This is a genomic window from Vibrio sp. SALL6, from assembly GCF_002002385.1.
Lineage (GTDB): Bacteria > Pseudomonadota > Gammaproteobacteria > Enterobacterales > Vibrionaceae > Vibrio > Vibrio parahaemolyticus.
In genome coordinates this window covers 1-13395 of record NZ_MQVK01000017.1, presented here as the reverse complement: position 1 = coordinate 13395, position 13395 = coordinate 1, and the positions used below count along the sequence as shown (strand labels likewise).

At 46.2% G+C, this 13395-nt stretch carries 11 protein-coding genes and 1 tRNA gene; 9 read left to right on the top strand and 3 right to left on the bottom strand.

The genetic code is table 11. From position 1 onward, the window contains the following. The first annotated feature begins 31 nt into the window (after positions 1-31). From BIW15_RS09740 to fis, 8 genes are all read left to right on the top strand, one after another. Positions 32-661, top strand: coding sequence for a 3'-5' exonuclease (locus tag BIW15_RS09740; RefSeq protein WP_005478580.1), 630 nt, complete (start codon positions 32-34; stop codon positions 659-661). A 237-nt stretch (positions 662-898) separates the two neighbouring features. After that, complete coding sequence (acs, locus tag BIW15_RS09735; protein ID WP_005458005.1) at positions 899-2851, top strand: acetate--CoA ligase; 1953 nt, start codon at positions 899-901, stop codon at positions 2849-2851. A gap of 304 nt (positions 2852-3155) precedes the next feature. Continuing rightward, positions 3156-3605, top strand: a complete 450-nt coding sequence (gene aroQ / locus BIW15_RS09730) for a type II 3-dehydroquinate dehydratase (RefSeq protein ID WP_017449381.1) — start codon at positions 3156-3158, stop codon at positions 3603-3605. Positions 3606-3666: 61 nt separating this feature from the next. Continuing rightward, positions 3667-4125: an acetyl-CoA carboxylase biotin carboxyl carrier protein gene (gene accB, locus BIW15_RS09725; protein WP_005459553.1), complete on the top strand. Its 459-nt coding sequence runs from the start codon at positions 3667-3669 to the stop codon at positions 4123-4125. Positions 4126-4139: 14 nt separating this feature from the next. Further along, positions 4140-5483, top strand: coding sequence for an acetyl-CoA carboxylase biotin carboxylase subunit (gene accC / locus BIW15_RS09720; protein ID WP_005459551.1), 1344 nt, complete (start codon positions 4140-4142; stop codon positions 5481-5483). Between the two features lie 130 nt (positions 5484-5613). After that, positions 5614-6501, top strand: a complete 888-nt coding sequence (prmA, locus tag BIW15_RS09715) for a 50S ribosomal protein L11 methyltransferase (protein WP_005459549.1) — start codon at positions 5614-5616, stop codon at positions 6499-6501. Between the two features lie 139 nt (positions 6502-6640). Then, positions 6641-7609, top strand: a complete 969-nt coding sequence (gene dusB / locus BIW15_RS09710) for a tRNA dihydrouridine synthase DusB (RefSeq protein WP_031809353.1) — start codon at positions 6641-6643, stop codon at positions 7607-7609. Between the two features lie 23 nt (positions 7610-7632). Further along, positions 7633-7929 (top strand): DNA-binding transcriptional regulator Fis, encoded by a 297-nt coding sequence (fis, locus tag BIW15_RS09705; protein WP_000462885.1) that lies wholly within the window; start codon positions 7633-7635, stop codon positions 7927-7929. A gap of 127 nt (positions 7930-8056) precedes the next feature. Here the strand turns inward: fis and BIW15_RS09700 are convergent, their stop codons facing one another. Both BIW15_RS09700 and BIW15_RS09695 read right to left on the bottom strand, forming a co-directional pair. Then, the gene (locus BIW15_RS09700; protein ID WP_025508906.1) at positions 8057-9214 is read right to left on the bottom strand and encodes an MFS transporter; all 1158 of its coding nucleotides are present in this window, start codon (positions 9212-9214) and stop codon (positions 8057-8059) included. Next, positions 9211-10776 (bottom strand): ABC-F family ATP-binding cassette domain-containing protein, encoded by a 1566-nt coding sequence (locus BIW15_RS09695; RefSeq protein WP_077280919.1) that lies wholly within the window; start codon positions 10774-10776, stop codon positions 9211-9213. The genes BIW15_RS09700 and BIW15_RS09695 overlap by 4 nt, the downstream gene beginning before the upstream one ends. A 490-nt stretch (positions 10777-11266) precedes the next feature. Here BIW15_RS09695 and BIW15_RS09690 point away from each other — a divergent pair, with 490 nt between their 5' ends. After that, positions 11267-12256, top strand: coding sequence for a sensor domain-containing diguanylate cyclase (locus BIW15_RS09690; RefSeq protein WP_077280918.1), 990 nt, complete (start codon positions 11267-11269; stop codon positions 12254-12256). 1004 nt (positions 12257-13260) lie between these two features. Here the strand turns inward: BIW15_RS09690 and BIW15_RS09680 are convergent. Beyond that, a tRNA-Asp gene (locus BIW15_RS09680) sits at positions 13261-13337 on the bottom strand. Between the last annotated feature and the right edge of the window lie 58 nt (positions 13338-13395).

Below are 13395 nucleotides of genomic sequence, written 5' to 3'. Positions count from 1 at the left end.
CGCTTACACAAGTCAAAATGAGGCGTAGAGGATGAACTGGTTACAACGCAAATATTGGCATTACAAACTGAAAGGCTCGCCTTATCAGTCGCTGTTTTGTGCGCCACACAAAACCGAGTTTGTGTCTCTAGATTGTGAGACCACCAGCCTTGATCCGAACCGTGCTGAGTTGGTAACCATCGCGGCAACCAAGATCATCGACAACCGCATCCTCACCAGTCAGCCTTTTGAAGTACGCTTACGTGCGCCCCAATCGTTAGATTCTGGGTCAGTGAAAATTCATAAAATTCGCCACCAAGATCTGGCTGATGGTATCAGCGAGAAAGAAGCGTTGCTGAAACTGCTCGCGTTCATCGGCAACCGTCCTTTAGTCGGATATCACATTCGCTATGACAAAAAAATTCTCGACCTTGCCTGCCAAAGGCAACTCGGCTTCCCACTGCCAAACCCATTGATTGAAGTCAGCCAGATTTATCACGACAAATTAGAACGGCATTTACCCAATGCCTACTTCGACTTAAGTCTGGATGCGATTTGCAAGCACCTGGAACTGCCCATTCAAGATAAACACGACGCACTGCAAGATGCGATTTCTGCCGCCTTGGTTTTTGTGCGCCTCACCAAGGGCGATCTGCCAAATCTCACCGCGCCATACACATAAATCCTGTTGACCTAGCTCCCATAATTACTTTTATTTCAAGCATTTTCCGGCACACCCCTCTGTCTCATCCTAAAGTCTAATTGTGGAAATACGCGCTGTGACTGACAGTTATAGGCACAACGTCGTTCTAGGACGACTGAGTATTTAAGAACCAAAAGACAGCCCTACAAAAATACATATTCAGAATCTTAAGTAGATTGGTGTAAGGCCGAGAATTAAGGCACAAGGAGAGAAGCCATGAGCGAAGCCCACGTTTATCCGGTAAAAGAAAATATTAAAACTCATACACACGCGGATAATGATACCTACCTAGCCATGTATCAGCAGTCGGTCACCGATCCAGAGGGCTTCTGGAACGAGCACGGCAAAATCGTTGATTGGATCAAACCTTTCACCAAAGTAAAAAGCACCTCATTCGACACAGGCCACGTCGACATTCGCTGGTTTGAAGATGGCACACTGAACGTATCTGCAAACTGTATCGACCGTCATCTCGCAGAGCACGGCGACGACGTAGCGATCATCTGGGAAGGCGATGATCCAGCAGACGACAAAACACTGACTTTCAACGAACTGCACAAAGAAGTGTGCAAGTTCTCTAATGCATTAAAAGACCAAGGCGTGCGCAAAGGCGACGTGGTGTGTTTGTACATGCCAATGGTGCCAGAAGCGGCTATCGCTATGCTAGCGTGTACACGCATCGGCGCGGTGCATACCGTGGTATTTGGTGGTTTCTCACCAGAAGCACTGTCTGGTCGTATCATCGACTCTGACGCGAAAGTTGTGATCACTGCAGACGAAGGTGTGCGCGGTGGACGTGCCGTTCCGCTGAAAAAGAACGTGGACGAAGCACTCACTAATCCAGAAGTAAAAACCATCAGCAAGGTTGTGGTACTAAAACGCACAGGCGGCAATGTAGATTGGCATGAGCATCGTGACGTTTGGTGGCACGAAGCAACCGCAAAAGTATCTGATGTTTGTCCACCAGAAGAGATGAAAGCCGAAGACCCACTGTTCATCCTTTACACATCTGGCTCGACAGGCAAACCAAAAGGCGTACTTCACACCACAGGTGGCTACCTTGTTTATGCGGCCATGACGTTTAAATACGTCTTCGATTACCAACCAGGTGAAACCTTCTGGTGTACCGCAGACGTAGGCTGGATTACTGGCCACACGTACCTTATCTACGGACCACTTGCGAACGGCGCGAAAACAATCCTGTTCGAAGGTGTACCAAACTACCCGAACACAAGCCGTATGAGCGAAGTGGTCGATAAGCATCAAGTGAACATTCTGTACACCGCACCAACAGCTATTCGTGCGCTGATGGCAAAAGGCAACGAAGCGGTTGCTGGCACGTCTCGCTCAAGCCTTCGCATCATGGGCTCAGTGGGCGAACCAATCAACCCAGAGGCATGGGAGTGGTACTACAAAACGATCGGTAACGAAAATTCACCTATCGTCGACACTTGGTGGCAAACGGAAACCGGCGGCATCTTGATCGCTCCACTTCCGGGCGCGACAGATCTCAAACCAGGTTCAGCAACTCGCCCATTCTTCGGCGTACAACCTGCGCTGGTTGATAACATGGGTAATATCCTTGAAGACACCGTGGCTGAAGGTAACTTGGTAATTCTTGATTCATGGCCAGGTCAGATGCGTACGGTTTACGGCGACCATGAACGTTTCGAACAAACCTACTTCTCAACCTTTAAGGGTATGTACTTCACCAGTGACGGCGCGCGTCGCGACGAAGACGGCTACTACTGGATCACTGGCCGCGTCGATGACGTACTGAACGTGTCTGGACACCGTATGGGCACCGCTGAAATTGAATCTGCGCTAGTCGCGCATCACAAAATTGCCGAAGCCGCGATTGTTGGTATTCCACACGACATCAAAGGCCAAGCGATCTACGCCTACATCACGCTCAACGATGGCGAGTTCCCATCTGCAGAGCTGCACAAAGAAGTGAAAGATTGGGTGCGTAAAGAGATTGGTCCAATTGCAACGCCTGACGTACTGCACTGGACAGACTCTCTACCAAAGACTCGTTCAGGTAAGATCATGCGTCGTATTCTGCGTAAGATTGCGACAGGTGATACAAGCAACCTAGGCGATACTTCAACGCTTGCCGATCCAAGTGTAGTAGACAAACTCATCGCCGAAAAAGCAGAACTGGTATAAGCTCGCCAGCCTGTTTTAAACAGTGAACGAAAACCGCCATCTTTGCATGGCGGTTTTTTGCTTTTGGGCGCAAATTAACCACAACATAGATATGGTGATTATGTTGTTTTTGTTAACTTGGTTACAGAAACGAAGCGGGCAATTGGGAGATTAGACCAGTAAATTGCTGCTAATTGCTATGAATTAGCTATAATCTTGGTCGATTTTTTAAAATTTGCTCGGTTTTAACAAAAAAATCGTGCTGAATTATCGTATATTTGGGAATATAAACGTTCCACTCACGATAAGGGAAGATAGCAACATAATGTCTGCAAAGTCACGGATTCTTGTTCTAAACGGACCAAATCTTAACCTATTAGGTCTGCGTGAACCGACACACTATGGTAACAACACCCTAGCACAAATTGTGGACGCTTTGACTGAACAAGCGCACAACGCAGGGGTGGAACTGGAACACCTACAATCAAATCGTGAGTACGAACTGATTGAAGCCATTCATGCCGCTTACGGCAAGATTGATTTCATCATCATCAATCCAGCTGCTTTCACTCACACCAGTGTAGCACTGCGAGATGCATTACTTGGCGTGGCCATCCCATTTATCGAGGTGCACCTATCGAACGTGCATGCACGTGAGCCGTTTCGTCATCACTCTTACCTGTCTGATAAGGCAGAAGGCGTGATCTGCGGTTTAGGCGCACAAGGTTATGAATTCGCTCTGTCTGCCGCGATTAAAAAGCTACAGGCAAAGTAACCCTAACACTCTGCAACCCCACAGGGGTTGTCTTAATCACAAGATAAAAGAGAAAGAAAAGATGGATATTCGTAAAATCAAGAAGCTAATCGAGTTAGTTGAAGAGTCTGGCATTGCTGAGCTAGAGATTTCTGAAGGTGAAGAGTCAGTACGCATCAGTCGTCACGGCACAGCAGCTCCTGCACCAGTTCACTACGCAGCAGCTCCAGTAGCAGCACCTGCGCCAGTAGCAGCACCTGTAGCAGACGCGCCAGCAGCTGAAGCTCCAGCAGCAGCGGTACCTGCAGGTCACCAAGTTCTTTCTCCAATGGTTGGTACTTTCTACCGCTCTCCAAGTCCTGATGCGAAATCATTCGTAGAAGTTGGCCAAAAAGTTAACGCTGGCGACACGCTATGTATCGTTGAAGCAATGAAGATGATGAACCAAATCGAAGCGGACAAATCTGGCGTTGTTACTGCAATCCTAGTTGAAGACGGCCAACCAGTTGAATTCGACCAACCTCTAGTTGTAATCGAATAAGCGAGGCTTGCCTTATGCTAGACAAAGTAGTCATCGCGAACCGAGGTGAAATTGCACTTCGTATTCTTCGCGCTTGTAAAGAATTAGGTATTAAGACCGTTGCTGTTCACTCAACAGCTGACCGCGATCTTAAGCACGTACTACTTGCAGATGAAACCGTGTGTATCGGCCCTGCTCGTGGTATCGACAGCTACCTAAACATCCCACGCATCATTTCTGCAGCAGAAGTAACTGGCGCGGTAGCGATCCACCCAGGTTACGGCTTCTTGTCAGAAAACGCTGACTTCGCAGAGCAAGTTGAGCGCAGTGGTTTCATCTTCGTTGGTCCAAAAGCGGACACTATCCGCATGATGGGCGACAAAGTATCAGCGATCACCGCAATGAAAAAAGCGGGCGTTCCATGTGTACCTGGCTCAGACGGTCCACTAGATAACGACGAAGACAAGAACAAAGCTCACGCTAAGCGTATCGGCTACCCTGTTATCATCAAAGCATCTGGCGGCGGCGGCGGTCGTGGTATGCGCGTAGTTCGTGCAGAAAAAGACCTCGTTCAAGCTATTGCTATGACTCGTGCAGAAGCAAAAGCAGCATTCAACAACGACATAGTTTACATGGAGAAATTCCTAGAAAACCCACGTCACGTTGAAGTACAAGTTATTGCTGATGGTCAAGGCGGTGCAATCCACCTAGGTGAACGTGACTGTTCTATGCAGCGTCGTCACCAAAAAGTAGTGGAAGAAGCTCCAGCTCCTGGCATCACTGAAGAGATGCGTAAGTACATCGGCGAACGTTGTACTCGTGCATGTGTTGAAATCGGTTACCGCGGCGCAGGTACATTCGAATTCCTATACGAGAACGGTGAATTCTACTTCATTGAAATGAACACTCGTATTCAGGTAGAACACCCAGTAACAGAAATGGTTACCGGTATCGACCTAATCAAAGAACAGCTTCGCGTAGCAGCAGGTCAACCACTGTCATTCACTCAAGATGACATCAAGATCCGTGGCCATGCGATTGAGTGTCGTATCAACGCAGAAGACCCAGAGCGCTTCCTACCGTCTCCAGGTAAGATTCAACGCTTCCACGCGCCAGGCGGCATGGGTGTTCGTTGGGAATCGCACATCTACTCTGGTTACACAGTGCCACCTCACTACGATTCAATGATCGGTAAGCTGATCACTTACGGTGAAAACCGTGACGTAGCGATTGCACGTATGAAAAATGCACTGGGTGAGATGATCATCGAAGGCATTAAAACTAACGTGCCACTGCAAGTGTCAATCATGAATGATGAAAACTTCCAACACGGCGGTGCGAACATTCACTACTTAGAGAAGAAACTAGGCCTACAATAAGCCTCAGCGAACCTCTAAATAAATGCCCACATCTGTGGGCATTTTTGTTTTGTATAAAGTCTATACTCAAACAAATCGCAGAGTTCTGGTAAACTCTGCGCCACTTCATTCACTTTAAGAGCAAAAACAAATGCCTTGGATTCAAATCAAACTCAACGCGACCAATGAAAACGCCGAGCAAATCGGCGATATGCTAATGGAAGAGACTGGTGCGCTGTCTGTAACTTTCTTAGACGCGCAGGATACACCTGTATTCGAACCTCTACCTGGCGAGACTCGCTTATGGGGCGATACTGACATTCTGGCACTGTACGATGCAGAAGCCGATACCAACTTCATCATCGACCAAATCAAAGCAAGCAATATGCTAGCAGAAAATTTTGCTTACAAAGTTGAACAGCTTGAAGACAAAGACTGGGAACGCGAGTGGATGGAAAACTTCCACCCAATGAAATTTGGTGAGCGCCTATGGATTTGCCCAAGCTGGCGTGAAGTGCCAGAACCAGACGCTGTCAACGTAATGCTGGATCCAGGTCTTGCATTTGGTACTGGTACTCACCCAACAACCGCGCTTTGTCTTGAGTGGCTAGAAAGCATGGACTTAAGCGGTAAAACCGTTATCGACTTCGGTTGTGGCTCAGGCATTCTTGCGATCGCAGCGATCAAACTGGGCGCAGAAAAAGTTATCGGGATCGACATTGATCCTCAAGCGCTACTTGCATCAAAAGACAACGCAGAGCGTAACGGCGTTGCCGACAAACTAGAAGTATACCTTCCTCAAAACCAACCAGAAGGTCTGATTGCAGACGTGGTTGTTGCTAACATTCTTGCTGGCCCACTACGTGAACTTGCACCAATCATTAAAGGCCTAGTTAAGCCAAATGGCGCCCTAGCAATGTCTGGTGTTTTGGACACGCAAGCGGAAGATGTTGCAAGCTATTACCGTGATGAGCTTCACATTGACCCTATCGTTGAGCAAAGCGAATGGTGTCGCATCTCTGGTCGTAAGCAAGGCTAGACAAGGTTTTCAGGGCTAATTGTTTGAAATTCATACAATTTACAAAAACAATTTGTAAATGCTCAAATATTAGTCTTTTCACGCAGTGAAAAAATGCGTAAAATGCGCGCCCTTGCTGGCACAGAACTGTGATGACGTTTTGAAAATCGGAAACTACCAACTTAAGAACAATCTAATCGTAGCCCCTATGGCTGGTGTAACGGATAGACCGTTCCGCGAGTTGTGTCTTCGTTATGGTGCGGGCATGGCCGTCAGTGAAATGATGTCCGCCAACCCAAAACTATGGAAAACGTCGAAGTCGAAACAGCGCATGGTACATGAAGGCGAATCGGGCATTCGCTCTGTACAAATTGCCGGTTCCGATCCACAGCTTATGGCAGATGCAGCTCAATTCAGTGTTGAAAACGGTGCGCAAATCATCGACATCAACATGGGCTGCCCGGCAAAAAAAGTGAATAAGAAGCTGGCGGGCTCTGCACTGCTTCAATACCCAACCATTATCGAAGAGATTTTGAAAGCGGTAGTGAATGCGGTAGACGTTCCTGTAACGTTAAAGACCCGAACAGGCTGGGATACAGACAACAAAAACTGTGTCCAAATCGCTAAATTAGCCGAAGACTGCGGCATACAAGCTCTTGCCCTGCATGGCAGAACAAAAGCGTGTATGTACAAAGGTGAGGCCGAATACGACAGCATTAAAGCGGTAAAAGAGGCGATTTCAATTCCGGTTATCGCGAACGGTGATATCGATAGCCCGGAGAAAGCCAAATTTGTACTGGAGTACACCGGTGCGGACGCTTTAATGATTGGACGCCCTGCCCAGGGTCGTCCTTGGATTTTCCAGGAAATCCATCACTATTTGGAAAACGGCACCACAATGGAGGAGCTTCCCACTCAGGAAGTGAAAGCCATTATGCTTGGTCATGTGAATGCTCTTCATGAATTTTATGGTGAGTATTTAGGTCCACGTATCGCGCGTAAGCACGTAGGTTGGTATCTGAAAGAACATGAACAAGCGAGTGAGTTTCGCCGTACCTTCAACGCTATCGACGCAGCTCCGCTGCAAATTGAAGCGCTAGAAGGTTATTTTGATAACGTTGCATCATAATTAAGAGAAGAGCTAGACCGAATATGTTCGAACAAAATCTGACTTCAGAAGCATTAACAGTAACTACAGTAACGTCACAAGACCAGATTACTCAAAAGCCTTTACGTGACTCTGTTAAAGCGTCTCTTAAAAACTACCTTGCTCAACTAAATGGCCAGGAAGTAACAGAACTATACGAATTAGTTCTAGCTGAAGTTGAACAGCCACTACTAGATACCATCATGCAGTACACTCGCGGTAACCAAACTCGCGCAGCAACTATGATGGGTATCAACCGCGGTACTCTTCGCAAGAAACTTAAGAAATACGGCATGAACTAAGACCGGATTTCAAAAGTATTTGGAACAAGCCGTTACCTTCGGGTAGCGGCTTTTCTTTATCTACTGATCTAAAAATATTAGTGAAGAAACACGCGTGACACTTTCGCATCACGCGATTCACACTCTTTTATGAATAGCGCTGGAGTTGCTCCGTTTCCTGAATGGGCTTCAATGCTGCGATAGCGAAGCCAAAGAGTAGTACGGCCAATACAGCGACCCATTCACTCCCTACATCATAGGCAAATCCAGCAAGCGCAGACCAAATTGCGACGCCAAAGTGCATCATGCTCATCGCAGATGACATTAGAACTCCTCGATATTCATCCGATAAGCTCGCTATATAAGCCTGTAGAGCCGGAGAGCCTATACCGCCTGCCAACGACCAAATTGCCAAGATGGGAAGATAGGCCACGAATTGGCTCGCACCACACGCAAATACCCAGATGCTACATGGCATGCACACCATAAGCGCAATACGCATTACAGCTCGGCCACTTCCAAGGCGATGAGAAGCTCGAGTCGTGAGTAGATTTCCAAGAACACTCACGATTCCTAAAGCTGCGTACATCATGCCAATCCAACTTATCGACAGTCCCGCGACATCTCGCATATTGAGCCCAATGAGATTGAACACACCAATACCACCACCTAAGCCAAAGCACATAGCCGCAATCGCACCCAACGCTCCAGGAAGGCGAAATGCCTCTATAACGGGAGGTAATGTCATTAACCGCTCGTTCTGATCGTGAGGCTCTCTCATGCATCCCCAAACTAAGGCCCCAACAGCAAGTGCCGCCATCCCTAAAATGATAAAAGCAGCTCGCCATGATAAGAGTTGAGTGATCAGTGCGCCGATAGCAGGGCTGGTTATCATGCCTAATGTCAATCCAGCTTGCACCATCACAATCTGCCGCATCGAGCGCCCACCTTTTGCATCACCAGCCAACGCAAATGCGATTGGCAGCATTCCTGCGCTAGCAATGCCCGTAACAACACGAGTGACTAAAGCCCATTCAAACTGGCTAACCAAGCCAGTCAGAATCGAGGAGATGCCAAAAACGAAACAAGCCGGCAGCATAAGGCGAAGACGCCCTACTCGATCCGACCAGCGCCCTAAATAAGGCGCACAAAACGCAATCGCTAGACTATACGCCGTAATAAAGAGTGTCACCTGGCTCGGAGGAACACCAAGATCACCTCCGATAGGTTCTAAAATTGAGCCAAGCAGCAATTCGTCAGCACCTACCAGAAATGCAATAAAGAACAACGCTATCGACTGAATCATGCTTCAACCTCCGCTTGCAACGAAAGCTCCGCTAAGGTCGCGATATCGACGATTCTGTCTGGCCAATCTTGGATAAATGCCTTCTCGTGTGAAACCAAGATGACACTGCCCGCAAAACGTTGTAACGCCTGCTTCAACGCATCTTTACTGCTGGTATCAAGATGCGTAGTTGGCTCATCGAGAATGAGTACATTGCAGCCTCGTGTTGCTAAACAACAAAGCTTAACGCGAGTTTGCTCCCCACCACTCAACGCCTCTAAGCGACGTTGTGCTTTATCACCCTTTATCCCGAAGCGTGCTAACAGCTTACGAGCCGATTTACTATTGATTGAAGAATCGACCGCACACACCTCTTGCTCCGGTGTATGATCCGGATGACGCCAAGATAGGTCTTGAGCGAAGTAGCCGATCTTAAGACCTTGTGCAAACGTCATTTCACCAGAGAGTGGAAGCACCTCCCCCATTAGCGTTTTAAGCAATGTCGACTTCCCTACGCCATTGAAGCCCTCAATCACCAACTTGTCTCCTCGCGCGATAGTGATATCCATCGGTGACAGTAAAGGCGTTTGATAGCCAATGCTCAACGCTTCGGTACTAACAACACTTTGATGTCCAATAGGCGCATAAGAAAAATCAAATTCAGTCACGGCATCTGTTTTATGCAACTGAATCCTTTCAATTTTATCCAATTGTTTCTTACGGCCCTTCGCAATGCTCGCATTCACACCTGCGCCATTTTTCGCAATAAACTGTTCCAGTTTCTTAATCTCAGCTTGCTGTGCGTGGTACTCTTTTTCCAACAGCGAATTGTTGTGTCGCTTTTGCGCCATTGCTTTGTGGTATGAGCCGGTGTATTTCTGGATTTTTTGATAGTCGATATCACAGATGCAGGTAGTAACCGCATTCAGGAAACTCACATCATGAGACACCAATAGTACGGTTCCTACATAAGCATTGAGATAACTCTTCAACCACTCAATATGAGTTGCATCAAGATAGTTAGTCGGCTCATCTAGCAGTAAGACGTCTGGTTCACGCAACAATAAGCGCGCTAATAAAACCTTATGGCGTTGCCCACCACTTAACGCACTCATTAGAGTATCCAGTCCCAACTGCTGTATACCAAGCCCTGCGGATACACTTTCAATTTGGGCATGTAAGGCGTAAAAGCCTTGGGCTTCCAATTCCGTTTGTAACTTAGCAACTCGGCGAAGCAAAGAAGGCGATGCAGATTCAGCCATCTCTTGATACAAAGAAAATAATTCACGTTCAGCTTCAAACAACTCATTAAATGCCGATTGTAAACATTCTCTAATCGTCTGAGTTTTATCTACCACAAGATGTTGATCAAGATAGCCAATCTCTAAGTTTGGCTGCCAATGAATATCTCCCTCATCGGCAGAAATTTCACCAACAAGCAACTTTAACAATGTACTTTTTCCTACTCCGTTTGCACCGGTGATTCCTACATGCTCTCCAGCATGAATAGTGAAGTGGGAATGGCAATATAGGTGATGATCAACAACCTGATAGGACATATTTTTAACGTGTAACACACTCATGTTTTTCACCAAATAAAAAGGGCCGGTACTTACATACCGGCCCCTATTTTAACTATGGGTAACTTCATATCTGATTTCAAACTTCAGATACAAAAAAGCCGGTGATGAAATATCACCGGCGGTCTCTTGTCTTTACTCAGATGTAATACAACCTACGCATTTTCCAGCTTAGCTGTGCACGTATTTCCACATCTGATGAAGATAATTTATGACTCCGAGCAACACTTCATCGCGTTTTATGCACGGAGTTCAGCCTTCTTACGAAGTTTTTAAACAAGAGATATAACATGAATTTTTTGTCTCAAAAATATACAGGCAAGAGCCTACACCCGCACGAAACAAAGTGCTATAAAAATTTCACTCAAACAGCTCAAAAGCTAACACACACAGATTAGCTGAATCGATAAACCATTATGTGATCCATATTGATTGTGTCATCAATACAAACCTATATAATCGGCTACTTGCCGAGAAGAAGGAAAGTAACCACATGATTTATAAAGAAAGGGAAACATGGTTAGAAGCCATTTTAAACACCCTACCGGATCATGTGTTTATCCTAGACGAAAGCGGGCGCTATATTGAAAGCTTTGGTGGTACCCACCACTCCAAAACGTTCAACGCAGAACGCTACACTGGCTTACAGCTTAGCGATGTCCTTTCCCCAACCAAAGCAGATGAACTCATGGGGTTTATTTTTGACGTTATGCAAGATAACGAAACGAAAGTCGTGAAATACAACCTTTCTCTGCATGACCACCTACTCCTGCCTATAGAAGAGCTAGAAGCGTTGGAAAATCCAGAAGAAATGTGGTTTGAGGCGATTATCAAACCAGTTAACGCTCCTGAAAGTGAAAACAAACTGGTGATCTGGTCTGTACGTGATATCACCAAGACTCATTTGTTAGAACAACGCCTTAAACAATTATCAGAAACTGATGCACTTACTGGTCTTCTCAACCGTAGGGCGTTTATCTCCAATTTAGATAATGCGATCATTCAACATACAAAACGTTCTAAAACACTTTCATGCTTGATGATCGATATTGATCACTTCAAAGATATTAATGATAGAGTTGGCCATTTTTCTGGTGATCATGTTATCACTCGCACTGCTCACGTTTGCCAAGGAGTCATTCGTGGCAGCGACTTTATAGGTCGATTGGGAGGAGAAGAGTTCGCAGTAATCTTAACAGATACGAATGCGATTCAAGCGCATGAAGTAGCTGAACGCATCCGCCAAGCTATACAAGCAACGATCTGTCATGTCGATGACGTTGAAATTACGACCACTGTTAGTATTGGTGTAGCAGAGTTGAATTCACAACAATCCAACGCAAAAGAGCTTCTAATCGAGGCCGATAAAGCGATGTACTATTCAAAGCACTCAGGACGCAATCAAGTCACCCTAGCTTACGAAAACCTGCCAGATCTTAAGCTTTATCAAGCCGGTCACTTAAAAATACAAAGAGTTTCTTAAATATAAGTTCCCCCTTTCTGACCACAATAACATCGCTAAAAACTCACCTATCTAAAAGCCTTATAACTATTAGTAAAAAATGCTCTATATGTGTTCGCTATTTATCGACCTAAACCACCATCATTCCATCCTTAATATCGACTTTAAAAAGCTCGCAAGTCAGCAAAAATCCATTCAGATAAAAGGCCCTTGCTCATTTCAAATGACGGAGATTCACGCACACAAATCGCCAAGTTTCTCAAAGTAAGCCGGACCAGTGTCAATAAGTTGGTCCAAAGTTTTCTTGAAGAACGGCAAGAAAAGCCAAGCACAGGAGGGTTGAAAAATCAAAATCGAAACGATCCTTAAGATCCCAGAACATATAGCTATAGAGTGTGTTGATGCCTGGTTTCAGGACGAAGCCAGATTTGGGCAACAAAACATGACAACACGCTTATGGGCAGAAAAGCAACTCGCCCAAGAGCCGTGAAGCAATAACAATTTGTGTATGCTTATCTGTTCGGTTCAGTCTGTCCCAGAAAAGGAATTAGTGAGGCTATCATTGTCCCTGGGTTAATAAAGACATCTGATAGAGCACTTAAAACAAATATTGGCAGTCACGGAGGAGGGATGTCGTGCCGTCGTTGTTATGGATGGTGCAGGATGACATACAGAAGAAATTGCCAATGACTTTAAAATGTCAGTGTCATCAAACTTTCACCCTATTCTCCAGAGCTAAACCTTATCGAACGAGTATGTCGTTGGTTGAGGCAACCAATCTTTTACGTATTACGACGACATCATCTCCAAAGTCTGCGATGCATAGAATCGGTTTTGGATTGATCCAAAATAGTCACCCAATGTGCTCGAGAAGGTGGATAGACCTGACCAGTTAATTTTCCAGATTGGTATAAATGGCGAAGTCGTGGAACTGCAGATCATCGAGAATGGTCTTTCTTGGAAGGGAAAAGACAGCCCCTAAAACGACAAAAGCCCTGCTATTTCTAGCAGGGCTTTCAAATAAGTGGCGGAGCGGACGGGACTCGAACCCGCGACCCCCGGCGTGACAGGCCGGTATTCTAACCAACTGAACTACCGCTCCGCACTGGTTAGACCTAAGTCTAAATTTAAAGCCTGGCGATGTCCTACTCTCACATGGG